Source organism: Micromonospora sp. NPDC049230 (assembly GCF_040647875.1).
Classification (GTDB): Bacteria; Actinomycetota; Actinomycetes; order Mycobacteriales; family Micromonosporaceae; genus Micromonospora.
This window is the reverse complement of sequence record NZ_JBEZCZ010000012.1, coordinates 102,485-125,906: the sequence shown is the minus strand read 5'-3', so window position 1 is coordinate 125,906 and position 23,422 is coordinate 102,485. Positions and strand designations below refer to the sequence as shown.

At 72.3% G+C, this 23,422-nt stretch carries 22 protein-coding genes; 18 read left to right on the top strand and 4 right to left on the bottom strand.

Features of this window, described 5'->3' with window-relative positions; genetic code table 11:
* Nucleotides 1-96 precede the first annotated feature (96 nt).
* The 7 genes from AB0A95_RS13655 to AB0A95_RS13625 all read left to right on the top strand — a co-directional run bounded on the left by AB0A95_RS13655 (nt 97) and on the right by AB0A95_RS13625 (nt 8,177).
* On the top strand, nt 97-810 hold the full coding sequence (locus tag AB0A95_RS13655; RefSeq protein WP_357555999.1) for an ATP-binding cassette domain-containing protein: 714 nt from the start codon (nt 97-99) through the stop codon (nt 808-810).
* On the top strand, nt 807-1,556 hold the full coding sequence (locus AB0A95_RS13650; RefSeq protein ID WP_357555998.1) for a hypothetical protein: 750 nt from the start codon (nt 807-809) through the stop codon (nt 1,554-1,556). Before AB0A95_RS13655 ends, AB0A95_RS13650 begins: the two co-directional genes overlap by 4 nt.
* Complete coding sequence (locus AB0A95_RS13645; RefSeq protein WP_357555997.1) at nt 1,553-2,194, top strand: hypothetical protein; 642 nt, start codon at nt 1,553-1,555, stop codon at nt 2,192-2,194. Before AB0A95_RS13650 ends, AB0A95_RS13645 begins: the two co-directional genes overlap by 4 nt.
* Before the next feature lie 88 nt (nt 2,195-2,282).
* Nucleotides 2,283-3,434, top strand: a complete 1,152-nt coding sequence (locus AB0A95_RS13640; RefSeq protein WP_357555996.1) for an AAA family ATPase — start codon at nt 2,283-2,285, stop codon at nt 3,432-3,434.
* The gene (locus AB0A95_RS13635) at nt 3,431-3,838 is read left to right on the top strand and encodes a hypothetical protein (RefSeq protein ID WP_357555995.1); all 408 of its coding nucleotides are present in this window, start codon (nt 3,431-3,433) and stop codon (nt 3,836-3,838) included. Before AB0A95_RS13640 ends, AB0A95_RS13635 begins: the two co-directional genes overlap by 4 nt.
* Nucleotides 3,838-5,493: a hypothetical protein gene (locus AB0A95_RS13630; RefSeq protein ID WP_357555994.1), complete on the top strand. Its 1,656-nt coding sequence runs from the start codon at nt 3,838-3,840 to the stop codon at nt 5,491-5,493. The genes AB0A95_RS13635 and AB0A95_RS13630 overlap by 1 nt, the downstream gene beginning before the upstream one ends.
* Complete coding sequence (locus tag AB0A95_RS13625) at nt 5,490-8,177, top strand: bpX6 domain-containing protein (RefSeq protein WP_357555993.1); 2,688 nt, start codon at nt 5,490-5,492, stop codon at nt 8,175-8,177. The genes AB0A95_RS13630 and AB0A95_RS13625 overlap by 4 nt, the downstream gene beginning before the upstream one ends.
* Here AB0A95_RS13625 and AB0A95_RS13620 read toward each other — a convergent pair.
* Nucleotides 8,174-8,770 (bottom strand): XRE family transcriptional regulator, encoded by a 597-nt coding sequence (locus AB0A95_RS13620; protein ID WP_357555992.1) that lies wholly within the window; start codon nt 8,768-8,770, stop codon nt 8,174-8,176. The two genes, AB0A95_RS13625 and AB0A95_RS13620, sit on opposite strands and share 4 nt — an antisense overlap.
* Before the next feature lie 110 nt (nt 8,771-8,880).
* Here AB0A95_RS13620 and AB0A95_RS13615 point away from each other — a divergent pair, with 110 nt between their 5' ends.
* Nucleotides 8,881-9,525, top strand: a complete 645-nt coding sequence (locus tag AB0A95_RS13615; RefSeq protein ID WP_357555991.1) for a methyltransferase domain-containing protein — start codon at nt 8,881-8,883, stop codon at nt 9,523-9,525.
* 158 nt (nt 9,526-9,683) lie between these two features.
* On the opposite strand, the gene AB0A95_RS13610 is transcribed toward AB0A95_RS13615, so the two are convergent.
* Nucleotides 9,684-9,992 carry a hypothetical protein gene (locus AB0A95_RS13610; RefSeq protein ID WP_357555990.1) on the bottom strand — a complete coding sequence of 103 codons (309 nt, stop codon included), beginning with the start codon at nt 9,990-9,992 and terminating at the stop codon, nt 9,684-9,686.
* 161 nt (nt 9,993-10,153) lie between these two features.
* Between AB0A95_RS13610 and AB0A95_RS13605 the strand changes: the two genes are divergently transcribed.
* The 5 genes from AB0A95_RS13605 to AB0A95_RS13585 all read left to right on the top strand — a co-directional run bounded on the left by AB0A95_RS13605 (nt 10,154) and on the right by AB0A95_RS13585 (nt 14,895).
* A complete protein-coding gene (locus AB0A95_RS13605; protein ID WP_357555989.1) occupies nt 10,154-11,380 on the top strand; it encodes a hypothetical protein in 1,227 nt (408 codons plus the stop codon).
* Nucleotides 11,381-11,737: 357 nt separating this feature from the next.
* A complete protein-coding gene (locus AB0A95_RS13600; RefSeq protein ID WP_357555988.1) occupies nt 11,738-12,247 on the top strand; it encodes a hypothetical protein in 510 nt (169 codons plus the stop codon).
* Between the two features lie 2 nt (nt 12,248-12,249).
* Nucleotides 12,250-12,819 carry a hypothetical protein gene (locus tag AB0A95_RS13595; protein ID WP_357555987.1) on the top strand — a complete coding sequence of 190 codons (570 nt, stop codon included), beginning with the start codon at nt 12,250-12,252 and terminating at the stop codon, nt 12,817-12,819.
* 7 nt (nt 12,820-12,826) lie between these two features.
* A complete protein-coding gene (locus AB0A95_RS13590) occupies nt 12,827-14,053 on the top strand; it encodes an MAB_1171c family putative transporter (protein ID WP_357555986.1) in 1,227 nt (408 codons plus the stop codon).
* Nucleotides 14,050-14,895 carry an oxygenase MpaB family protein gene (locus AB0A95_RS13585; protein ID WP_357555985.1) on the top strand — a complete coding sequence of 282 codons (846 nt, stop codon included), beginning with the start codon at nt 14,050-14,052 and terminating at the stop codon, nt 14,893-14,895. Before AB0A95_RS13590 ends, AB0A95_RS13585 begins: the two co-directional genes overlap by 4 nt.
* 64 nt (nt 14,896-14,959) lie before the next feature.
* On the opposite strand, the gene AB0A95_RS13580 is transcribed toward AB0A95_RS13585, so the two are convergent.
* Nucleotides 14,960-15,733 carry a hypothetical protein gene (locus tag AB0A95_RS13580; RefSeq protein WP_357555984.1) on the bottom strand — a complete coding sequence of 258 codons (774 nt, stop codon included), beginning with the start codon at nt 15,731-15,733 and terminating at the stop codon, nt 14,960-14,962.
* A 643-nt stretch (nt 15,734-16,376) separates the two neighbouring features.
* On the opposite strand from AB0A95_RS13580, the gene AB0A95_RS13575 reads away from it, so the two are divergent.
* Both AB0A95_RS13575 and AB0A95_RS13570 read left to right on the top strand, forming a co-directional pair.
* Complete coding sequence (locus AB0A95_RS13575) at nt 16,377-18,224, top strand: glycoside hydrolase family 15 protein (protein ID WP_357555983.1); 1,848 nt, start codon at nt 16,377-16,379, stop codon at nt 18,222-18,224.
* Between the two features lie 126 nt (nt 18,225-18,350).
* Nucleotides 18,351-18,905 (top strand): hypothetical protein, encoded by a 555-nt coding sequence (locus AB0A95_RS13570; RefSeq protein WP_357555982.1) that lies wholly within the window; start codon nt 18,351-18,353, stop codon nt 18,903-18,905.
* Nucleotides 18,906-19,015: 110 nt separating this feature from the next.
* Here the strand turns inward: AB0A95_RS13570 and AB0A95_RS13565 are convergent, their stop codons facing one another.
* Nucleotides 19,016-19,324 (bottom strand): MMPL family transporter, encoded by a 309-nt coding sequence (locus AB0A95_RS13565; RefSeq protein ID WP_357555981.1) that lies wholly within the window; start codon nt 19,322-19,324, stop codon nt 19,016-19,018.
* Nucleotides 19,325-19,548: 224 nt separating this feature from the next.
* On the opposite strand from AB0A95_RS13565, the gene AB0A95_RS13560 reads away from it, so the two are divergent.
* From AB0A95_RS13560 to AB0A95_RS13550, 3 genes are all read left to right on the top strand, one after another.
* The gene (locus AB0A95_RS13560) at nt 19,549-20,181 is read left to right on the top strand and encodes a TetR family transcriptional regulator (RefSeq protein WP_357555980.1); all 633 of its coding nucleotides are present in this window, start codon (nt 19,549-19,551) and stop codon (nt 20,179-20,181) included.
* Between the two features lie 81 nt (nt 20,182-20,262).
* On the top strand, nt 20,263-20,451 hold the full coding sequence (locus AB0A95_RS13555; RefSeq protein ID WP_357555979.1) for a hypothetical protein: 189 nt from the start codon (nt 20,263-20,265) through the stop codon (nt 20,449-20,451).
* Complete coding sequence (locus tag AB0A95_RS13550; RefSeq protein ID WP_357555978.1) at nt 20,448-23,315, top strand: M48 family metalloprotease; 2,868 nt, start codon at nt 20,448-20,450, stop codon at nt 23,313-23,315. Before AB0A95_RS13555 ends, AB0A95_RS13550 begins: the two co-directional genes overlap by 4 nt.
* Nucleotides 23,316-23,422: the final 107 nt, after the last annotated feature.

Below are 23,422 nucleotides of genomic sequence, written 5' to 3'. Positions count from 1 at the left end.
CTCAGACCAGGGTCTGACGGTCCGTGGATCGACAGGGCCGCACGGATCCGAGAACGGTCCGATGTGTGCGGGCCCGCTCACCTGTTGACTCGACTCATGATCACAATCGATCGCGTCAGCAAGACCAGGAGCGGGACGCGGATCCTGCACGGCGTCACCTTCGAGGCCCGGCCTGGTCGGGTCACCGGCTTCCTCGGACCGAACGGGGCCGGCAAGACCTCCACGCTTCGGATCCTGCTCGGCCTGGACAGCCCGCAGAGCGGCACCACGTCGATCTGTGGACACCCGTACCGGAAACTGGACCGCCCGCTGACGACTGTCGGCGCCCTGCTCGACGGCAGCGGCGCGCACCGGGCCCGCACGGCCCGTGCCCACCTGCGCTGGGTGGCCGCCAGCAACGGACTGCCGGACTCCCGCGCCGACGAGGTCCTTGAGGCCGTGGGCCTGACCGGCGACGCGCGCAAGCGCGCCGGCCGCTTCTCCCTCGGCATGAGCCGACGGCTCGGGCTCGCCACCGCACTGCTCGGCGACCCCGAGGTGCTGGTCCTGGACGAGCCGGTCAACGGCCTCGACCCGGCCGGGATCCGCTGGATGCGCGGATTCCTGCGCGACAGCGCCACACAGGGCCGCACGGTCCTGCTCTCCAGCCATCTCATGGGCGAACTGGCCGAGATCGCCGACGACGTCGTCATCATCGACCGGGGCCGGATCGTGACCCAGGGCAGACTCGCCGACGTCACCGGTGGCCACCCCACCCTGGAGGACGCCTTCTTCGCGTTGACCGCCACCGAGGCGGGTGGCCCGTGGTGAACCTGGTCCGCGCCGAACTCCGCAAACTGCTCGGCCTGCCCACCGCCTGGGTGGGTCTGGTGCTGGGCACGCTCATCGCACCGGTGATCGTCCTGCTGAACGCGCCGTACACCCGCCGCGCGATCGCCGACGGATCCTTCGGCGACACGTCCGATTTGGGCCTGCGCGATCTGGGCATCGGCCTGATCGGTCCGATGGTCCTCGGCGTCATCGTGGTGAGCAGCGAGTACACGTCCACCGGCCGGGATGCCCCCGGCGCCCGCCAGCTCACCGCCACGCTCGCCGCGGTGCCCAACCGGCTGCGTCTGCTCGCGGCGAAGACCACCGCGCTGGTGCTTGTCGTCGCGGCACAGGCAGCGGTCACCACTGCCGCCACGCTCACCCTCACCCGGGTGCTGCACGGCGACAACGCGGCGGCACCCGCTCCGGCGCGAGTCGCCGCCGCGATCCTCTACTGGACGCTCACCGCGCTCCTCGCGTACGCGATCACGCTGATCACCCGCAACGGCATCGTGCCGCTGACCCTGCTGATCATCAACAGCTCCGTGGTGTCCGTGTCGTACCTGCTGACGAAGGTCACCGACCTCGCCTCCTACCTGCCGGACATCGTCGGAGCGCAGATGTTCATCCGCGGCGGGGACTTCCCCGTCAAGGTCGCCCCGGTGACCGCCGGGCTGGTGATGACGGCCTGGATCGTCGTGTTGCTCGCGGTCGGCGCCGTCCTTTTCCAGCGGCGCGACGCGTGAACACGGCCCGCGCCGAACTGCGCAAACTGCTGACCCTGCCGTCGCTGCGCCGGACCGTGCTGCTGACCTGGGCCGCCAACCTCCTGCTGACGTACGCGCACGCGTCCGCCGAGTCCCGCGGTGAGCCGGTCGGCGACAACGCCGCCCTGGCCCCGCTCGGCTATACCCAGGCCGGTTTCCTGGTGCTCGGCGTGCTGGCGGCCACGTCCGAGTACGACGAGGGCGACCAGGTCCGGACCACGCTGCTCGCGATGCCCCGCCGTCTGCCCCTGCTGGGCGCGAAGGCCCTCGCGCTGGCCGCGCTGACGTTCCCGGTGGCCGCCGCGACGGCGGCCACCAGCACCCTGCCGGCCGACGGGGCGGCCTGGACGCCCGCCGCGACCGCGTACCTGACGCTCACCACACTGCTGGCGGCGGCGGTCGGCACCATCGTCCGCCGCGCCCTGTCCGCCGCGATCCTGCTGCTCGGGCTGTACTTCGTCGCCGGCCCGCTGCTGCGGGCCGGGTCCGACGCCAGCGCCGCCTGGCTGCCGGACACCGCAGCCCTCGACCCGTCGCGCGGCGCCGCCGCCACTATCGTGTGGACACTCGGCGCCCTGACGCTGGCCGCGCTGACGTTCCGACGTCGCGACGCGTGACACCCGAGTTCGCGGCGCGGCACGTCCACGGCGCGGCCGGCACCGTATCTGGTGCGCCGTGGACGTGCTGTTTCCGTAGACTTCGCCGGTGCAGACGATCTCCACCCAGCCGGCTCCCCTGTCGACGGACGCCGTCGTCGTGCGGGAGGCCATCGCGCGGGCACGAACCGGTCTCGTCGACCGGGAGGTGGTCGCCGAGGTGGTGGCGCTGTGCGCCGTCGCCGGCGAGCACGTGCTCGTCATCGGCGCGCCGGGCACCGCCAAGTCGGAGGCCGTCCGGCGCACCGCCGACCAGTTCGGCGGCCGCTACTTCGAATACCTGCTCGGACGGTTCACCGAGCCGAGTGAGATCTTCGGCCCGGTCGACCTGCGCCGACTGCGCGAGGGGTTCGTGGAGTTCGAGACCGCGGGCATGCTGCCCGAGGCGGAGGTGGCGTTCCTCGACGAGGTCTTCCTCGGCTCCACGGCGGTCCTCAACACCCTGCTGGGCATCCTGAACGAGCGGGTGTTCCGGCGCGGGTCGACGCTCGTGACGTGCCCCCTGCGGGTCTGCGTCGGTGCCGCCAACAGCCTGCCCGACGATCCGGCTCTCGCCGCGTTCGCGGACCGGTTCCTGGCCCACGTGTTCGTCAACCCGGTCCCGGACGCGCGACTCGACGAGCTGTTGGAGGTGGGGTGGGCGGCAAGTTCCCGACCGTCCGAGCGGGCCGGTTCGCTGCTGCCGACACTGGATCGGCTGTCCCGGGCGGCGGACGGCTGTGACCTCCAGGGTGTGCGCGGCCCGCTGGCCGCCGCGATCCGTCAGCTGCGCCAGGCGGGCGTACCGCTCAGTGACCGCCGGGTGGTGCGGTCGCAGCGCCTGGTGGCCGCCGCGGCGGCCATGGACGGACGCACCACGGCCACCGCCGACGACCTCTGGGTGCTGCCGCTGATCGCGCCGACCCCGCACACCCAGGCGTCGGCCCGGGAGGTGCTGTCCGACCTGCTGGCGCGGGGACGAAACGGCAGTCTGGTGTACGCCGCCGAGGAGTTCGCCCGGGGCGAGCGGGCCCGCGCTGCTCGACTTGTCGACGCCGGCAGTCGCCTGCTCGACGAGGTGGGCACCGGGCCGCTGACGCACGACGACCGGCTGCGCATCGAGGCGACGCTGCGGGAGATCGACGCGGGGTTCGTCCTGGCCGACGCGCCGCAGGCGCTACGGGACACGCGCGGCCTCCTGGTCGCCGCGATCCAGCGGTGAGCGTACCTCCGTTGCCCCTGCGGTGGCGTCGGCGCGACGCGCCGCTCCCCGCTGCCGCCGTCGCCGCCTCCGCCGCCGTGGTGGCCGAGTTGCGCGCGGACACGCTGCTCCGGGTGACGGCCGGGGCCCAACTGCGCGCCTGCGCGGGCCGGGAGCAGAGCTGGTTGATCGTGCTCGGTGACCCGGCGGATCTGCCGTGGGCCGACGGAGCGGTCTACCTCGGGTGGGACGGTGGGGTGCTGGTGCCGACGCTCGCCGAGCCCTGGCCCTGCGCCGACCTGTTGCGTGAGCCGCTACGCCACCACACCGACCAACCGGCCGGGCTGATCGCCCTGCTGCCCGGGCTGGTCCTGGCCGGTCCGCTGCCGCGGGAGCCGCTCGATCCCGCACGGTTGGCCTCCTGATGACCGACCACCGGAGCCTCCCGGCGTCGCTGACTCCCTGGGCGCCGGCGCTGTCCGCGCTGACCAGCGACGTCGCGCTCGCCATGGGTCCGCTGGTCCGACGGATCGACGAGTTGTTCTCCGGGGCGGAGGGCGCGGGGGCGGCCGACGGCCATCCGGACGGCTACGACGGGCTGGCGCCGCGCGGCACCATCGAGCGGCTACTCCCGTCGCAGGTGCAGCTGTTGCGGGAGCTACCGGACGAGTTCGTCCGCCGCGCCGCCGGCGGGGAACTGCTGTACCTGGCGTCGGCCTCCCGATCCGCCGCGACGCGCGGGCGGGTGGTCGTCCTCGTCGACACCGGCCCGGGGCAGTTGGGCGCCGCCCGGCTGGTGCAGCTCGCCGCGCTCGTCGTGCTGCATCGGCGGGCCGCCAGCCACGGGCGGTCGTTGGTCCTCGGCGTGCTTGGTGAACGGCCAGGCAGTTGGCGCGACGGTGACCTGGCCAAACAGCTCGCCGGCTGGCTGCTGGCCCGCCGAGCCGCCGACCCGGAGCCGTCGACCGTCCGGGAGTGGACCGAGCGGCTGGACGCCGCCGACCAGGCCTGGGTGCTGACCGGACCGCGACTCGCCAGCGAGCTGACCGACCGGCGCCGGGTGCTGGTGAGCCACGAGCAGGAGTGGGGTGTCGACGGAGCGACAACCGCCCGGGCCGTCGTCGGCGACCGGCACCTCGATCTCCCACTACCGCCCGGCGACGTCGCGCTGCGCGTCCTGCGTGGCACCGCGTTCCGTTCCGCCCCCGTCGGCGACGCCGTGGGGCCGTTGCGGACACCGACGTTCCCGAGCACCGCGCCGTACCTGCTCACCCGTGGCGACGGCCCGGCCCAGGTCGTCTCGGTCCGGGTGCCGACCGGGCGCCCGCGACGGCATCACCTGCCCGGCCCGGCACTGGCCGCCTCCTGGTTGGGTCGGCGGCTCGTCGTCCTGAGCTGCGTCGAGGAGACGTTGCGGCTGGTCGTGATCGGTAAGGCGCTGGGCGGCACGCAGGACGTCGCGGTGCCGCTGGCCACCATCGGCCGGTCCGTCGCCGACGTCGAGGCGGCAGCGCAGGGACCGCTGTCGCCGCTCTACTTTCTCGGCGGCGACCTGCTGTGCGCGTTCGGTGGCGTCTGGTGGAACCTGTCCACCGGCCGCGCGTTGTCGGCCTATGTGGCGGTCGCCCCCGGCCGGCAGCTGGACGACCCCCGGCTGGCCTGGCGGGGCGGCACCGACATCCGGGCCACCGGCCTGCCCGTCGCGGTGCGGATCCCCACCACTGCCCGCGTGGTCCTCGGTGCCGGTTCGAGGACGGCCTGGTCGGTGGGGGACGCCACGTGGCGCATCCACGACGCGTCCGGTCCGGTCGGCGACGTGACAATCGAGAGGGGTACGACTGTCGTCGGCCTTGCCGACATCGACGGCCCCCAGTTGGTGACCCTGTCGAGCAGCGGACTCATCGTCCGCCTGGTCTCGCCGGCCGGTACCCGGACACTCACCCGCTGGTCGGGTGGAGTGGGCGCTCCGGCACTGCATCCGAGCCAGCCGTGGCTGGCCGTGCCACGGCCGGACGGGCTGATCAAGATCGCCGACCTCACCACGAACCAGGTGCTGCGCACGGTCCGGAGCACCGGGTGAGCGCGTTCCGTGGCCAACTGCCGGCCCGCGCCCTGCTGATCGACGTATCCCTGCTCGGGGAGGTCGAGGCGCGTCGGCGGGTCGTCGAGGCCTGGCGGCCGGGCGCCACGCTGTTCGATCTGCCCGGCGGGGCGTGGCTGTTGGCGGTCGACCAGCCGGTCCCGGTACGCGCGGAGTTGGCACCCGGTCTCGTTCTCGTCGACACCGGCGGCGTCCTGCACCCGCACGGCACGCCCGTCGGGGACGCCGAGGCCGGGGACGTGCTGATCCCGCGCGGGGGCACGACGACCCGGCTCCGCCGGGCGGCCCTGACCCTCGTCGACAGGAGTTCGTGGATCGACCTGACCGCCCTGCGGATCGAGCCGCTCGCGGCACTGGACCGCCCGGTCGTCGCGGCGGCGACACCGGCGCCCTGGCAGCCACCCCCACCGGCACCCGACCTGCGTGCGGTGGCCGGTGTCGCGTCACCACCGCGACGGACCCGCCGGTTGCTGTCCGCGGCCACCCGATCGCGCCGGTGGCGCAAGCTCCCCGACTCCGTCATCGCGAAGACCGTCGCGATCGGCGCGGCCATCCTCGTGTACGGCCTCGCCGCGCTCGTCGCGGCGGCGCACCCGATGCTCGTCGTCGGTGCCGGCGCGGGCCTGCTCTGGGGCATCTCCCGGTTGATCGCCAGGGGCACCGCGACGTCGGCGGACGTCGACGTGCCGCCGAGCGGTCGCGGCGCCTCGTCGGGTGGACGGTGGAGTGCGCTGCTCGCCCGGCTCGTGCTGGCCAGCCGCACCGCCTGGCTGGCCCGCGACGCGCAGCACCGCTACGTGCGGCGGCTCACCGCCGCGTTCGAGCGTCGGGACTGGGACGAGGCCCTGCGGGCGGCGATCGCGGTGGGTGGCTCCGGCGGGCGCCCCACACTTCGGCTCCCCCGGCCACGCACCGGCGACCTGGTGCCGCACCCGCGCCCGCCGGGCGGACCGGGGGTCCCGTTCGACGTCGGGGCCGAGCAGCACCTGCGGACGCTCTACCGGCAGGCGGCCACGGACCTCGACGGTGCCGGCCGGGTCGAGGAATCCGCGTTCGTCCTCGCGGACCTGCTCGACCTGCCGATCGAGGCGGTCGCACTGCTGGAGCGACACCGTGCGTACCGGCTCGCCGCGACGCTCGCCGAGGGACGGGAACTCGATCCGGACCTGGTGGTGCGGCTGTGGTGGCGGGCCGGCGACCGCGACCGCGCGGTGCGGGTGGCGCGGACCCGTGGCGCATTCGCGGCGGCCGTCGAGCGCCTTGCCCGCGTCGACGTCGCGGCGGCCCGGCAGTTGCGCGCCGAGTGGGTACGCGCCCGGCAGGCCGCCGACGATCATCTCGGCGCCGTCGAGGCGGCCTGGCCCGACGACGAGCTGCGCCCGCTCGCGGTGACGAACATCCAGGCCGGGATGGCTCTCGGCGGCCACACCGCGGGGCACCTGTTCGCGCACCTGGTCACCTGGCGCCCGACCACCACGAGCGTGAGCACCGCGATCGCGTTGCTCGACGGTCAGGACCAGGAGTTGGCGCCGGCCCAACGCGGCTTCGTGGCAGCGCTGGCCGAGCTGCCCTGCGCCGACAGGGCGGGGGACCGCCGACTCTGCACCGCCGCGCTGCGTCTCCTGGTTCGCGCCGCGGCAGCCGACCCCGGCGTGGATGCCGGCGAACGCAGGCGGATCGCCGGTCGGCTGCGGGACCGGGCCGACCGGCTGGCCGCCGCCGACCTGCCACCACTGCCCACGAGCAGGATGCCCGCCCCGGGCAACCGGATCGACATCACGGCGGCCGACGACGCCGGTCAACTGCCGATCCACGACGCGGTCCTGCTCTCCGGGCGCACCATCCTGACCGCGCACGGCGAGTTCGGGGTACGCCTGCTCGGCCTGGATGGCCGGACCCGCGCCAGGTGGGACGTACCCGCACACCAGCTTGTCGTCGCCGATCACGGTGCCAACGTCCTGATCGTCGCGCGGCGCGGCCCCTCCCGCGAAGTACGCGGCCTGGACCTGAGCACCCGCCGGCTGCGACCGCCCGTCGCCATCACGGCGCACCTCGTGCTGCCCAGCTACGACGGCGCGTTGCTCACCGTTGTCGACGACGACGGGATCGCCTTCGTCGACCTGACCGCCGATGTTCCCCGCATCACGTGGCGGGAACTGGACCCCACCATCGCGGTGCTCGACATCGCCCGGAGCCCGACCAGCCTCGCCGCACTGGTGCGGATCACCGGCCAACCGGGCTTCGACGCGGACCACAGCGAGGTGTGGCGCTGGGACCTGCCCACGCTCATGCTGCGGGTGCGCCGACCTGTCGACCTCGACGGCCTCGCCAGCGTCGCGCTGCTCGCCTCATCGGCGTTGATGACCACCAGCCACGACGAGCACACCGACACCTACCAGGTGAAGGGGCGCGATGCGCCGGCCCGGACGGTGGAGGCCAAGCCGACCCTGCTGGCCGGTGGGGGCATACGCATCGACCGTTCCACCGACACCACAGTGGACATCGCCGACGGCGACCTGCGTGTGGTGTTTCCGCCCACCGTCGGCGCGATCGGCATGCGACGCCACGCCGACACGCTGACCGTGTGGGAGGAGAACGGGCGGCTTGTCGTCGTCGACCTCACGCGCCGCCAGGCCGTCGCCCGCCTGCGTACGCGTCTCTAACGGGATTCGTGGCGCTGGGGGGCGGCGCGGATGTGCGCGCGTTCACCCTGCTTGCCGACGAGGCTGAGGAACTCCACCGGCCCCGAGCTGGTCGCCCCGAACCAGTGCGGGGTGCGGGTGTCGAACTCGGCGACCTCGCCCGGTTCGAGGATGAGGTCGTGCTCGCCGAGCACGAGCCGGAGCCGGCCGTTGAGGACGAAGGCCCAGTCGTAGCCCTGGTGGGTGCGAAGGTCGGGTTGGGCGTCGTCGCGCCCGGTCGGGAGGACGAACTTGTAGGCCTGGATGCCTCCGGGGCGGCGGGTCAGGGGCAGGACCGTGGAGCCGTCGCTGGTGGGCAGCGGGCGCATGTTGACGCGGGGGTCGCCGGTCGGGGGCGCGTCGACGAGTTCGTCGAGGGTGACGCCGTAGAAGCGGGCCAGGGGCAACAACTGTTCCAGGGTGGGACGCCGGAGGCCGGCCTCGAGCCGGGAGAGGGTGCTGGTGGAGATGCCGGTCGCCGCGGCGAGGTCGGTCAGGGTGATGTGGCGGCGCTGCCGCAGGTGCTTGAGGCGCGGCCCGACGGCGTCGAGGGTGCGCTCCGGTGAGGTGTCCATGCCCGCATTTTGCCATTCGGCAAAAGCTTTTGCGGACACGTCCGCCAGTGGTCACTGTTGAGCGGCTGTGGCCGCGTTGGCCCCGCCCCCACCACCAACGGAGACGCGCGATGACGCACTCGTTCGACAAGGATTACTGGGACCAGATCTGGGACGGCGATCGTGCCGCAGCCATGGCCGCCAGCCCACCCAACCCGCACCTGGTGCGGGAGGTCGCCGACCTGACACCCGCGACGGCCCTCGACGCCGGCTGCGGCGCCGGAGCCGAGGCCATCTGGCTCGCCACCGGCGGCTGGCAGGTCACCGCCGCGGACATCGCCCCCGCGGCGCTCGCCCGCGCGGCCGAGCGCGCCGCCGCCAGCGGCGTCGCCGACCGGGTGCGGTGGGTACGGGCGGACCTGGCCACGTGGCAGCCGGACGCACGGTACGAGCTGGTCACCACCCACTACGCGCATCCCGCGATGCCGCAGCTGGACTTCTACGACCGCATCGCGTCCTGGGTCGCCCCGACGGGCACCCTGCTCATCGTCGGCCACCTCCACCACGAGGCTCATGCCGCCAGCGCCGGACATCGGCACGGCGAGACCGAACCGCCCGCCTCGGCCTCGGTGACAGCCGCCGACATCACCGCACGCCTCGACCCGCGCGTCTGGGAGGTCGTGACCGCTCGGGAGTCGCACCGGACCGTGCCGGGGCACGGCGGCCAGGAAGCCTCGATCCACGACGTGGTCGTCAGGGCCAGCCGCCGTTCCTGACCTCACCACCCGCCCGCAGCGCCTAGGCCCCGCCGGCCGAGCGGGGCACGCCGGTCATGGCCGAGCCGTGTCCCCCGCAGAAGCGGGGAATCAGCCGGCTCGACCTTCTCCGCCGACGGACGAGCGCCGCGCAGCGGCCTTCGTGGTCAGGCCGGGTGCTAGCGGAAGCTGGGAGCCATGCTGTCGCTGGAGTGTCGGCCGCCTCTGTTGTCGCAGTAGGCGTACGACCAACCTCCCGTTACGGCGTTCTTCCAGTCGCCGGTGGCGACAGTCTCGTTGGCACACCGGGCGGTCGCGCGCACCTGCGTGCCGCTGGCGTATCCGCGACAGGTGACCCCGTAGGTGTTCTCGTCCCACCACTGGGAGCAGCTACCGGCCGCTGCGGCAGGTGTGGCCCCGACGGCCAGGAGGGTGCCGGTCGCCAGGGCGAGTGAGGCCAGAGCCGTTGCCGCACGTCTACGAACCATGTCGCTCCATTGTGGGTGGACGGGGGGCCAAGGATGGTGATCCTGCCGTTCCCACCTCCACCGCGCCCGGCGAACCGAGACCCGGCGGCTGTCCACCGAAGACGGTTTCCCTCGGGACGTACGGACAGCGGGCGGCCGCCTGGCGATGACAGGATCGGCCGATGCGCGTTCTCTTTGACGGCGAGGCACCTGTCGCCTACGGGCAGATCTACGTGTGCACCAGTGAGCTGCCGGACATGGACAGGGCGTTCGCCGGGCAGGTGAACGGTCTCTGCGGTGCCGGTCAGCCGGGCGCGCTGTTCCTCATGACCGGCACCCACACCGGGCGCGTCCGGTTCACGATCGAACTGCACGACGGTGAGCCGCCGCCGGCGGCGGAGGTGTGGGAGGAGGTGGTGGAGGCGTCGTTGCCGCTGAGGGCCGGGGTCCTCGACCTGGTGCCGTGGGGGGACGGGTCACTCGCCCGGCTGCCGCTGATCCCCGAGGGGCAGGACAGTGGCCGGCTGCCGGTCTACCGCGTCCGGTACTGCGCCACTGGCATGGACGAGGGAAGAGACCCGTTCGGCGGGCTCGACCCGGACGAGCTCGACGAGGATGACGACACCTACCTGGACCGGCGGCCGGACCGCTACCTGCTGTGCCTGTGGCCGGAGGGCGATACGGCCGGCGACCCGGATGCCGGCGGGGCGCGCTCCGACGTGGTCCTGCGCGAGACCAGCGGCGCCGCCGCCTACTGGCACGCGTGGGCCCGCGCGCTGCCGCCCCCGCCCACCCTGTGGGAGCAGGTCGAGGCCGAGCTGCGCATGCGGTTGGAGCGGGAACGCCGCGCCGAGGAGTACCGCATGCGGGATGAGTTACGGCGCTGGGGCGGACGCCTGCCGAGTGAGCGGCTCCGGCGGGTTCAGGGCAACATCCAGGGCATCGTCCTGCTCGACCGGGACCTGGTCGACGCCGTGGCAGCGGCTGATGCCACAGGCCAGCGGCAGATCGCGATCTGGGCGGCGCGGCACGCGCTCACCGTCGCCGGCGTCGCGGACCTCGACTGGATGAGGCCGGCGTGGACGGCGCTGGATCGGGGCGAGCCGCTACCCGCCGAATTCGCCGACCCGACGGCGCTGTGGACACGGGTCCTGGGCGAGCCGGCCGTCACGTTCTCCATCGTGTCGCTGCGCCGGGGAGGTCGGAGCCCGGCCGAGGCGCTCCACACGTCTCTCGACGCCCCGGTGAATCCGGTCGCGATGGCACTGCCGGCGCTCTTGGCCGCTGGTGAGTCGGATCCGCTACAGGCCGCGCTGGAAGCGCTCTGGGCCGGGGTCGCCACCTACGCCGCTCAGCGAGCCGAGTTCCTGACGGAGGTGCGCCGGGCGTTCCCGTTCCTCGGCGCTTAGCCCGCACCACCGCGAGGGCTGCGCGGCCAGCCCGTCCCGCCGCGACGGCAGAATCCGCCGCCGTCGAGGTGGTGGTCACCCGGCCCCGCACCAGCACGTCAACCGATGCGGCAGGAGGAGTCCCCCCGTTGTGCTCCCTGCGGAGCTGACCCCTCCCACGGCACCTTCGGTTTGGGTGGCCGGACCTCGACCCCATCCGCCGCACAACAGGTGTTGAGCAGATTGGATTTCGGCTCAACGCCCGTTGCTCCAAACAGGAGCGAGCATACGCTCACGTTCCGTTCACGTGTCAACGTCTGTTTCGCTGCGGCACGCATCTGCGACACTGTCGTTTCGGTCGCTGGAGGGTGAAGGATCATGGTGGATCAGCACACGGAGCAGGAGTTGCCACCCCTCGACACGCTGGCCGCGAGGCTCGAATACCTGTTCGACGAGATCCGCCCCACCCCGGACGAGCTCGGCGACTCCGACGAACCCGGGCGCAAGTACACGAACAGGGAGATTGCCGACAAGATCAACCAAGCGTCGGCCGAAACAGGCGTCACGATCAGCGCGGCCTACATCGGAGAGTTGCGCCGTGGTGTGGCAAGCGATCCCCGCACCTCACACGTACGCGCCCTGGCCACCGCCTTCGGTGTGAACTCGGGCTACTTCGTCGACGACGCGGCGGCACGGCGGATACAGGACCAGATCACGCTGCTCAGCGAGCTGCGTCGGATGGACGTCAAGCAGGTGGCGCTGCGGCAGGTCCTCGCCGACAACGGACTCTCCGCGACCGACACCCAGCTCATCGAGCAGATGGTGGTCCGCCTGCGGGCCGTGGCCGAGGCCGGTGCGACAAGCTCCGCGCCCGACGAGCCCAGATAGCCGTGCACATCCTCCGGTGGGAGTACGCCGACGAGCAGGGGAACGCCGACGTGAAGCTGTACCGACTACGCAAGCGCTGCGAGCGGATCGTTGCCGAGCTCAGGGTGCCGGAGCCGTTCGACATCCAGACGTTGTGCGACGTCCTCGGCGAACGCCGCGGCCGGCCCATCCACCTGGTGCCGATCAAGCTGCCGGCGCAGACCGTGTGCGGGATGTGCGTGCCCACCGGCGACTTCGACGCCATCTTCTTCGAGCAGGACACCTCGCCGCTGCACCAACAGCTGATCATCGGCCACGAGCTGGGTCACCTGCTCGCCGGCCACGAGGCGACCGAGGTGCTGGACGCGGACGCCTCCCGGCTGCTGCTGCCGGACCTCGACCCGCAGCTGGTCCGACGCAGCCTCGGCCGCAGCAACTACGCCGCCGCCGAGGAACGCGAGGCCGAGATGATCGGCTCACTCCTCCTCCGGCGGCTCCGCGGCGGGCTCGGCGACGACGACGAACCGTTGGACGGCCAGGACGCCGAGCTGTACGGCCGGCTGCGGCACTCACTCGAACACCCCCGCTGGTAGCGCGGCGATGGATACCGTCCTCTACACCGTCTGCGCCGTGGCCGGCTGGATCGCCGTCGCGTACATGGTGCGGCTCCAACGCCGGCACCCGAGCCAGGCCCGCCGTGCGATCTGTCTGGGGCTTGGGGCGTTCGCCGCGGGGATCACCGCCGCCATCCCGCCGATCGCGGCCGCGATCGACCAGGCGTCCGGCCTACCCAACCTGGCCAAGGTCATCTCCCATGGCTGCGCGCTGACCATCTCGGCGAACGCCGAGATCATGCTCCTGCACTTCGCGCTTCCCCCGGCGAAGGCCGCCGCCCGCGCCCGCGTCTGGGTGTGGGTCACCGGGTTCGCCTTCGTCGTCATGGCCGGTCTCTTCGCGTACACCCTGAGCTACGACGACCCGGTGCTGCTGACTGTCGAGTACGCGACCGACCCCGTCGTGACCGCCTACCTGCTGATCTTCCTGTCGCTCGGCTTCTTCGCCTACTGCTTCGACATCACCCGGCTGTGCTGGAGTTTCGCCAAGATCTGCGGGCGACCCTGGCTGCGCCGTGGCCTTCGCATCACCGCCGTGGGCGCGGCCTTCGCGCTGCTCTACAGCACGAACAAGATCGTGTATCTCATCGCCTACTGGGCCGGTCACCAACCAACCGGCGAACGGCAGATCGCCGCGGTCCTGGTGACCATCGGCGCGCTGCTCATCACCATCGGGCTCACCATGCCGGCGTGGGGGCCCACCCTCAAGATCAGCCGACGGTGGGAGGACTTCCACTCCTACCGACGGCTCGAACCGCTCTGGAGCGACCTCATCGCGGCCCTGCCCGAACTCGAACTCGATCCCGCCCTGCGCCGCACTCTCGCGGCGCTGGGCGACATCGACTACGCGTTGACCCGCCGGGTGGCCGAGATCCGCGACGGCCGCCTGGCGCTCCGCCCCTACACGGACGTCGGCGTGACGGTGCTGGCGCAGCAGTTCGCCGAGCGGGCCGCGCTGGGCACGGAGGAGCGGCAGGCTGCCGTCGAGGCCGCCCACCTCGCCTGCGCGCTGCGCCGACATGGCGCAGGTCTCGTGGCCGCCGCCCCGCAGCCCGCGGACGAGCTGCACCGCCCGGACGGTGGCTACGCTGGCGAGGTCGCGTGGCTGACGCTCGTCACCCACGCCTACGTCCACTCGCCGGTGGTGGCGCAGACACTGGCCGCCACCGCCGAGAGCGCCCCGCACCCCACCGCTGGAGACACCCGCCGATGAGAGGCCGCTACGCGAACCTGAGCCGGACCCGCGCTCTGCTGCCGGAGCGCGACTACCTGGACATCTACCAGACCATGCTGCGGTACGAGTTCCCGTGGGACATGAAGCTCGGGCTCAACCTGGCATTCAACAGGTCCTTCTCCATCCCCGCCATCGCCGCCGTGCACACGGCCACCGGTGAGCTGACCGAGCGCACCCAGAAGCGGATCGACGACACCGGCCTGCTGATGTACGAGATGGTGCTCAACGGGTTCGAAGATCCTCGTGGCCGGGACGCGTTGCGGCGTGTCAACCAGATCCACCGCCCGTACGACATCGGCAACGACGACTTCCTCTACGTCCTCGGCTGCCTGGTCGTGATCCCGACGCGGTGGTTGCGGGAGTACGGGTGGCGCCCGCCCTGCTGCCACGAGCGGGAGGCCACGTACCTGTTCTACCGGGAACTCGGCCGGCGGATGGGCATCACGGACATCCCCGGGTCGTACGACGAGTTCGAGACCTGGTTCACCGCGCACGACGCGGTTCACCTGCGGCCCAACGACGACGCGGCGGCCATCGAGCGGGCCACCCGGATGCTGATGCTCACCCGGATCCCCCGGGTGCTCGCACCGCTGGGAAACGCGCTGGTCAGCGCCATGTACGACGCCCCGCTGCGGCGCGCCACGCAGGTCGACGAGCCGGCGTGGCCGGTCCGGGCTGGCCTGCACCTGGCGTTGCGGACGCGCTCGCGGCTGCAACGCTGGTTCGGGGCGCCACGGACGACGGCGTTGTTCGCCGACGGGATCACCGCCCGGAGCTACCCCGACGGGTACGAGATCAGCCAGCTCGGTCCCCGACACTGACGGGGCGTGTTGCGGAAGGTGTCGGGGGAATCGACACGTCCACAACACGCCCCAGCGCGACCCGTCAGCAGCCGAGTCTCTTGGTGGAGAGGGCGATGTCGTCGATCCAGAGGTCGAACTCGCCCGGCGTCGTGCCACCCTGGTAGAGCTGCCAGCCGATCTTCACGGTGTTCACCGTCGGCAGGACGAAGGGCACGTCGTTGCCGCCGTGCTCGGTCGTGGAAGCGGTCAGCTCCGGGTTGGCCACGCCGTCGATCCACACGGTGACGCGGTTGTCCGCGGGGTCGAGTTTCCACTCGAAGCACTGCCAGGTGTCCTCGGTGACCGGGGCGGACTCCCGCCAGTTGGTCCAGTCGCCGGTCGGGCCACCGTCGGCGCCCACACCCCAGAAGATCCCGGGGACGGTGGGCGCGTACTGACCGCCGACGGGACGGACGACCTCCGGGCTCCCGGCGCCGGTCGCCTCCACGAGCGTGAAGTGGGCCCAGTCGGGGGCGGTGGGGAAGGCATCGACGCGCAGCCGCATCCGGCCGTAGAAGCGGTTGCCCGGCGCGGCGAAGTCGTCGACGCGCAGGAAGGCACGCCCGTTGTCCACGGTGTGGACGTGCAGCACCTGGTTGCCGCGCCGGGCACGCTCGACGGTGAGCGTGCCGTTGCGCGTGTCGACGCCCCAGTCCAACGTGCTGGCACCGCCGGGCGGCAACCGCTCGAAGTCCTCGCAGAACAGCAGGCCGCGGGTGCACGAGTGCTGGGGGGCGCCCGACGCGGCGGCCGGGACGCTGCCGGCTGTGGTGCCGAGGAGCAGGGCGGCGGTGATCACCGCGAGGGAACGGCGCATGGTCATCCTCCATGACGTTGGGCCCGCACCGCGTACGGCGGGGCCGGAGCATTTCTCGGACGTCGCGAGCGCCGCTCACCGGGGGTCTGGCGCGTCGACATGGCGATGTGGACGCCTCAGCTACCCGCGGGCGGTCGTCTCGGTGTCGTCAGAACGCGTGGTCGGGGCACGTACGGCGGGCACCTGCCCGTCGTCGTGCGGATGGCCCGGCGATGCGGCGCGCGTGCGCCGACGTGGCGCGCTGCCGGCACTGCGCTGCTCCCGTGCTGCCGGTTGCCAGCACGGTTGCCCCCGTGCCGCGGCGATGTGAGCCATTCCAGCACACCCCCGGCCGATCCAGCAATATCGATGACGAACGCCCGTGCGCACCGGCCGTCGGGGCGGTCAGTGATCCGCCGCTCCGAGGCTGACGGTGAGGCCCTCATCGGCCGCCAGGCGAACTCCCGCTGCGCGGCGGCCACCGCGGCTGCCCGGCCGTTGCCCGGCCAGCAGGGCGCGGTTCCGCCGACCGGGTCGGGTGAGCCGCCGGACGGTCGGGGCCCATCGGGGCACGCGACAGGGTGGCTGAAACGTGAATCTCGCCTAACTCGACAATTCACCCCTTAGGTTCGATGCGCAGGACGCCGCCGAACCGGGGAGAGACGTGGACAGCTATCCGGCGATCGAAGATCACGGACTTATCGGCGACCTGCAGACCGCCGCGCTCGTGACGTGTGACGGGACCGTCGACTGGTTCTGCGCGCCGCGCTTCGACTCGCCGAGCATCTTCGCCGCGCTCCTGGACAAGGAGAAGGGCGGCTACTTCCGTATCGCGCCGCACGACGTGCGGTACGTGACCAAACAGCTCTACCTCCCCGGCACACCCATCCTGATCACCCGGTTCATCAGCGCCGACGGTGTGGCCGAGGTGATGGACTTCATGCCGGTCACCGGTGAGCGGGCCACCGACGCGCACCGCCTGGTCCGCATCGTCACCATGGTGCGCGGCAGCATGCGCTTCCAGGTCGAGTGCCGGCCACGGTTCGACTACGCCCGCGAGGGCCACCACCTGGAGCGCCACCCCAACGGCTACGTCTTCCGCGGCCGGTCGGCGTCGCTGACATTCAACCCGGTCGACCCCACCCGGCGGTTGATCTCCGATCACGGCGACATCCATTTCGAGGGTGACGACCTCGTCGCGTACGGCACCCTCAACGAGGGCGACACCGGCGGGGTGGTCCTGGAGACGGGCGGCACCGAGCCGCGCATCATCGCGGCCGAAGAGATCCAGGGCATGTTCGAGTGGACTCGGGACTACTGGCGGCGCTGGCTCGAACGCTCGCGCTACACCGGCCGTTGGCGGGAGATGGTCGAGCGCTCCGCCATCACGCTGAAACTCATGACGTACGCGCCGACCGGCGCGATGATCGCCGCGCCCACCGCCGCGCTGCCCGAACTGGTGGGCGGCACCCGCAACTGGGACTACCGCTACACCTGGGTACGGGACACGTCGTTCTCGGTGCACGCGCTGCTCGGCCTGGGCTTCACCGAAGAGGTCAGCAGGTACATGGACTGGCTGGACGAGCGGATCCGCGAGGCCGGCGACCTCCAGGATCCGCTGAAGATCATGTACCGGGTGGACGGCTCGTCCGACCTGCACGAGGAGGTGCTCGATCACCTGGAGGGCTACCGCGGTTCACGGCCGGTGCGGATCGGCAACGGCGCCGCCGACCAACTCCAGCTCGACATCCACGGCGAGGCGCTCTACGCCATGCACCTCGCCGACGAGCAGGGCATCCGCGTCTCGCACCAGGTGTGGAAGAGCACGGTGCGGCTCGTCGACTGGCTCTGCCAGCACTGGGACCAGCCCGACGCCGGCATCTGGGAGAGCCGTCACCACCCCCGCAACTACACCTTCGGCCGGGTGATGTCCTGGGTCGCGTTGGACCGGGCCATCCGGCTGGCCACCCGCACCGGCCGCCCCGGGGACATGACCTGCTGGACCGAGCAACGCAACCGCATCTACAACCAGGTCATGGACCGCGGGTACGACCGGGGCCGCGGCACCTTCGTGCAGGCGTACGGCGAGACCGTGCTGGACGCGGCGTTGCTCGCCATGCCGGCGGTCGGTTTCGTCACGCCGAGCGACCCACTGTGGCAGTCCACCCTGAAGGCGATCGAGCGCGAACTGGTGTCCGACAGCCTGGTCCACCGGTACGACCCGGTCCACTCCCCCGACGGCCTCCCCGGCCACGAGGGCACCTTCAACATGTGCACCTTCTGGTACGTCGAGGCGCTGGCCCGTTCCGGACGCCTCGACGACGCCCGTCTCACGTTCGAGAAGATGTTCACCTTCAGCAACCACCTCGGCCTCTACGCCGAGGAGATCGCCGCGACCGGTGAGCAGATCGGCAACTACCCCCAGGCGTTCAGCCACCTCTCGCTGATCAACTCGGCGCTGACGCTCAACGACCTGCTCGACACCGAGGCCGACGCCCGACGCCGCCGGTAGCACGGGGGCACCCCGGTCGGCCGCGCGCACCGCGCCAACGCTGGGACGGGCTTGACGCGTCGACGTCCATCACGCATCGTCATCTTGAATCGACTTCCTTGAATGCATTGACCTTGGGGAGGGTTGATGAAAGCCTTCGTCTCCGCCGTCTCAGCCGCGGTCCTGCTGCTCCTGCCGTCGGGCGGTGGATCCTCCGACCGGCAGGCGGCCGACCCGCCCTGCACCGGGCAGATCCACGCCAACCCGGGTTTCGAGCTCGGCACCACCGGCTGGACCGCCGGCCCTCGCGTCGTCGTGTTCGGCGACGCGACCCGGCCGGCACACACCGGTCAGGCGTACGCCGCCTTCGCGGGGCTGGACGTGACGCGTAGCGACCTGCTGCGCACCACCGTCACGGTGCCGGCCGGGTGCGAGCTGACGGTCCGCTTCTGGGTCCGGACCCTCACCACGGAGACCCGCCGCGGTGACTACCTGAACGTCGGGCTGGCGGTCACCGGGATACCCCCGAAGACGAGGTTCTCGCTGGCCTTCGACGGCGGGTCGCAGTGGCGGCAGTACGCCATGTCGACCGGGACGGCGACGACCGAGCGCACCGCGACGGCGAGCTTCCTCGCCAGCGAGACGGCCGGCAACGGCGTCACGGCCTTCGACGTGGACGACGTCTCCTTCACGTTGAGCTGACCGCGGCGGCGACCACCGGGCGGCCCCGCAGGCTCGGTGGTTCGCCGGCACGCGGCGGACTCGAAGCCCCTGACCCGGGACGCAGGCGCACCCCGGGGGGTCTGGCTGCCTCAGGCACCGCCCTCGCCGGAGGCGGGTAGGAGGTTCGCGGCCGCCCGGGACGGCGTCGTCTCGCGGCCATCGTGTCCGCCCTCGATGTTCGCGTTCGGCAGCACGCGGTCCAGCCAGCGCGGCAGCCACCACACCCTCCGGCCGAGCAGTGCCATGGCGGCCGGCATGAGCGTCATCCGCACCAGGAAGGCGTCGAACAGGACGGCAGCGGCCAGCGTGAGCCCGAAGAGCTTGAGCGAGAGGATCACGGCACCGGAGCAGCCCGTACAGCCGCCTGCGGTTGCGGCGCCGGCCGCGGCGATGGGCACCGGGCCACGCCCGCCCCGGTTGCCGCACGCCCTCGCCACACGAGGCAACCGGCTCGGATCGACACGGCGCCAGCGGGGTACCGTGATCCGACCAGATCAGCCCTGTCGGCCCAAGCGGGTCAACCTACGCTGTCGGACCAGCACCACGACGGCCCACGTGGCGTGCCCAACCCCACCCCACGGACGTCGCCCCCGATGCGGTGCCGAGGAAGGGACCGTCCGTCGTGACTTCGCAGGGGACCCCGTCCAAACCGGGATTACGCGAGCGCAAGAAGGCGAAGACCCGCGCCACCATCCGGGGGCACGCGATTCGCCTGTTCCTCAAGCAGGGATACCACGCGACGACCGTCGGTCAGATCTCCGAGGCCGCGGAGATCTCACACACCACCTTCTTCAGATACTTCCCCACGAAGGAAGACGTCGTCCTGCACGACGACCTGGCGCCGCTGTTCATCGACGCCCTGCGCAGTCAGCCGGCGGCCGTCGACTCGATAGGCGCGCTTCGCGCGGCGATCCGACCCCTGTACGAGGACGACCAGGACGAGGCGTACGGGCAGGACCGGTCGGGAGCGATGGCGCTGGCACGAGAGCGGCACGCGTTGATCCTCTCCGTTCCCGAGCTTCGGGCACGGATCCTCGACGACTTCGCGGAGGCGTTCGGCGCGATCACCGAGGTCCTCGCGGAGCGCGTCGGGCGCGACAGGGACGACCTCACAGTGCGGACCCTGGTGGGCGCGGTCATGGGCCTGGTCACCAGCTCCTACCTGACCGTGACCGGCGATCCACGCGAGGACCTTCCCACCATGTTGGACTCCACCCTTGCCGAGTTGGAGGCCCGCAGCGACTTCGGCCTGTAGGAGCCGAAGCGACAGTCCACTGTCGTCACCGACCGCCTTGCGGACGTTGCGTATCCTGATGCCTACTCTCTGGAGGGTGGCATGGTCGATACGTACACGCGGATGCCCGATCTCGTCGCGGCCGCCGCCCGTGCCGGGGTGGCCCGGCACGCCCCGCAGGCCGTCACGTCGGGGGTGGGTGACATCCTCCCGCCGGACGCGAGCGCGGCCGGTGCCGGTTGGTGGCGCGGCACGCGCCGTCCGCACGACCGCGTCTCCGCACCGAGGTGACCCGCACCGACGGGCAGCCGCCGGCTGCTCCGGTGGTCCGGGGGCCCGCCGGGCCGCCCACTCCCCTGCTCTGGCTCTATCTGCAGGTCGTCGGACTGGTGGGTGCCGTCGGTGTCGCGGTGGGCAGCATGTTCTTCTACGGCAACCGTCCCCTGGCGCAGCCCTACCGGGAGGCGATGCTCCGCTGCGCCAGGGCCCATGACGTCGACCCGAGCGTACCCGCCGAGTTCGATGCCACCCGGACGATGCAGTTCCTGACCTGCATGTCCGACCCGGCCCGGGTACGCGGGCTGGTGATGCTCACCGGTGGCGTCCTGCTGGTGGTGGGGCTCGCCCTGATCGTCGTACTGACCCCGGTGGTCGATCGGTGGCGGCTGCGCCACCACCGACTCGCGAGCCCTGTCGCCGGCGCCGCGCAGCGGTTTGCCGACCTCTGCGATCGGCAGGGGCTGCACGGCCGGCACCGGCCCGAACTGTTCGTGGCGGGACCGTCGGTGCGGCAGGCGTTCACCACTGTCCGGCCCGGCGGCCGACCACTCGTGGTGCTGCCGGCCGCAGTGGCGGTGGCTTACCGGGATCCGGCACGGTTCGACCCGGTCGTGCAGCACGAGTTGGCGCACGTGCGGGGTCGGGACGTCCGGTGGGTCTCCGCCGTGCGTGGCCTGCTGTGGCTTGTCGTACCGGCGGTGGCGGTGGCCAGTGTTTCCGAGACCCGCGCGGTGGGACTGCCCGAGATCACGGTCGTCACGGCCGGCCGGGCGCTGGTGCTGGTGCTGGTGAGCGCCCTCCTGCGGGCACTGGTGCTGCGACTGCGCGAACACGAGGCGGATCAGCAGGTCAGCCGGAGCGGTGACGCCACCGCGCTGGTCCGGCTGCTGGAGGCCGCTGCCGCGACCCGACCGCACCACCCCGGGCGGTTGCGCCGACTGTTCGCCCGGCACCCGACGCCCCAGCGGCGGGCCGCCGCGCTGCGTGCCGGGCAGCAGGTGTCGGTGGATGGCCCGATGCAGGCCGCGGTGACCGGGGCGGTGACGGCGGTCGTCGCGGGGGCGGTGGCCCAGGCGGCGAACGCGTTGGCGTTGGACCGGGATCTCTCCGTGCTGCCGGCCAGTCTGGTCGGTGTGCTGCTCGGGTTCGGGCTGACCCCCGCGCTGCACCGCCGGGCGCTCACCGGCGCCCCGTCGCGGCGTTGGCTCCCGATCGTCGCGGCCGCCGCCGGCCTCGCCGTGGGTGGATTCCTCTTCCCCACCGGAACGACCGACGGCGGTGCGTCGTTCCCCACCGGCACCAACAGCCTGGGCATCAGTCTGTGGTTCGCGATCCTGGCCGCACTCGCCAGCATGGTCGCCGTCACCGCCTGCACCGTGCTGGCCGGGCTGGCAGCCCGCCGGGGCCTGGACCGGTTCACCCGACTCCGGCGAGGGCTCACCTATCTGACGGCTGCCGCGACCGTCACGGCGATCTGCTGGCCGTTGCCGGCTCTCGCCGTCGGCTTGGAATGGCCGGTTTCGATACGCGCCTGGCTGGTCTACGCGCTGCCCGACGCGCCGTGGCCGTGGCTGGGCCTGGCCCTGCCGACGGCGGTCGTGGCCCTGATCGGCTGGCGTCGTCTCGCCACCCGCGCCGCCCTGTCCGTCATGGCGGTGACCGGGCTGATCGGTGCGAGCCTCGCATCGGCACAGGCGCTCACGAATCCACCGGCCACACTGGACGCCGCGGTCGCCCTCCTCCAGCAACGAGAATGGATCTGCGCCCTGGCCGGGTGGGCGGCGTTCGTGGTGCTCGCCCTCGGACGCGGTGACCCCGGTGTGGGGAGGGCCCTCGTCGCCGGGGTAGGCGTCGCGGCACTGACCGGCACCTCGCAGTTCGTGCACCAGGTCGTCTCCGGTCGTACCGTGGACGCGACACTGCTCCGGCTCTATGTCGGTGTGCCGGTGATCTGGTGGTTCTACCTCGCGGTGCTCACGACGCCCGTCCTGATCGGGCTCTCCGCTCTCGCCGGACGGCTCGGCCAACGACCCGACCCGATCGGACGGCCGGCCCGCCGGAGCGGCACGCGAGCACGGGTGTGGCAGGTGCTCGCTCCGGTCACGGCAGCGCTCCTGGTCGGGGCCGCGGCCCTCGTCGGCCTGCCCGGCGGGCCGGTGCCGCTGCCCACCGCGGCACCGGCGACCACCGCCCCGGCGGCCGTGGGGGTGCCGTCACCGACCACCGTCGCTCCGAGCGCCAACGCCTCGCCGGGTACGCGGACCGGTGCGGATCCTGGCCGGATGCTCACCGTCGCGGAGGCGGGCGCCGCCGCCGGCGCGGTCCGGGCGAAACTGCCGGCGTTCTGGAAGCCGGAGCCGCAGCAGCAGGACACCGGTGAGTCCCGCTCCGTCGTCAAGCCGGCGGCCTGCCGGCAGTTGGCCACTGACGACTACCTGCGCCGGATCAAGCCGGACCGACGGGTCGACGAGATTCGCGGCTTCGCCACCAGGAAGACGCCGAGCAGCATCAGCGGGTCGACAGTCATCGTGATCGTCACCTCGTACGCCCACCCCGTGCCCGACACTCTCCTCGACGAGGCCGAGGTCGCCCGCGCCGCGTGCACCCGGTTCACCGCCACCGCCCCCGGTGGCGCACCGGTGCGGTTCACCGTGAGCGCCCAGCCGGCGCCCCAGGTGGGAGAGGAGTCCTGGCGGGTACGGTACGACCTCGCGAGCGGCAGCGGTTCGAGCAAGATCACCGGTACGACTCTGTACGGCCTGGTCCGGCTCGGCCACAACCTCGTGGTGGTGCAACTGACCGCCATCGCGGAGCCGCCGGACGAGGCGGTGTTCGAAGCGGCGGTCGCGTCGACGGTGACCGCCCTCAGCGGCTAGTCGTGCCCCGGCCCCACGTGTTTGCGGCCCGGCAGCTTCGCATCAGCACGACAGCCGGCGCGCGTGGGCCGTCCAACCTCCGTGCGGAGGACGGCCGCGGTCCGGCC

Bases quoted from the DNA above. Each gene is read 5' to 3' on its own strand.
- AB0A95_RS13570 (WP_357555982.1), top strand. From the start codon at position 18,351: ATGAAAGCCTTCGTCTCCGCCGTCTCAGCCGCGGTCCTGCTGCTCCTG.
- AB0A95_RS13555 (WP_357555979.1), top strand. From the start codon at position 20,263: ATGGTCGATACGTACACGCGGATGCCCGATCTCGTCGCGGCCGCCGCC.
- AB0A95_RS13585 (WP_357555985.1), top strand. From the start codon at position 14,050: ATGAGAGGCCGCTACGCGAACCTGAGCCGGACCCGCGCTCTGCTGCCG.
- AB0A95_RS13605 (WP_357555989.1), top strand. From the start codon at position 10,154: ATGCGCGTTCTCTTTGACGGCGAGGCACCTGTCGCCTACGGGCAGATC.
- AB0A95_RS13600 (WP_357555988.1), top strand. From the start codon at position 11,738: ATGGTGGATCAGCACACGGAGCAGGAGTTGCCACCCCTCGACACGCTG.
- AB0A95_RS13610 (WP_357555990.1), bottom strand. From the start codon at position 9,992: ATGGTTCGTAGACGTGCGGCAACGGCTCTGGCCTCACTCGCCCTGGCG.
- AB0A95_RS13655 (WP_357555999.1), top strand. From the start codon at position 97: ATGATCACAATCGATCGCGTCAGCAAGACCAGGAGCGGGACGCGGATC.
- AB0A95_RS13620 (WP_357555992.1), bottom strand. From the start codon at position 8,770: ATGGACACCTCACCGGAGCGCACCCTCGACGCCGTCGGGCCGCGCCTC.
- AB0A95_RS13615 (WP_357555991.1), top strand. From the start codon at position 8,881: ATGACGCACTCGTTCGACAAGGATTACTGGGACCAGATCTGGGACGGC.
- AB0A95_RS13580 (WP_357555984.1), bottom strand. From the start codon at position 15,733: ATGCGCCGTTCCCTCGCGGTGATCACCGCCGCCCTGCTCCTCGGCACC.
- AB0A95_RS13630 (WP_357555994.1), top strand. From the start codon at position 3,838: ATGACCGACCACCGGAGCCTCCCGGCGTCGCTGACTCCCTGGGCGCCG.
- AB0A95_RS13590 (WP_357555986.1), top strand. From the start codon at position 12,827: ATGGATACCGTCCTCTACACCGTCTGCGCCGTGGCCGGCTGGATCGCC.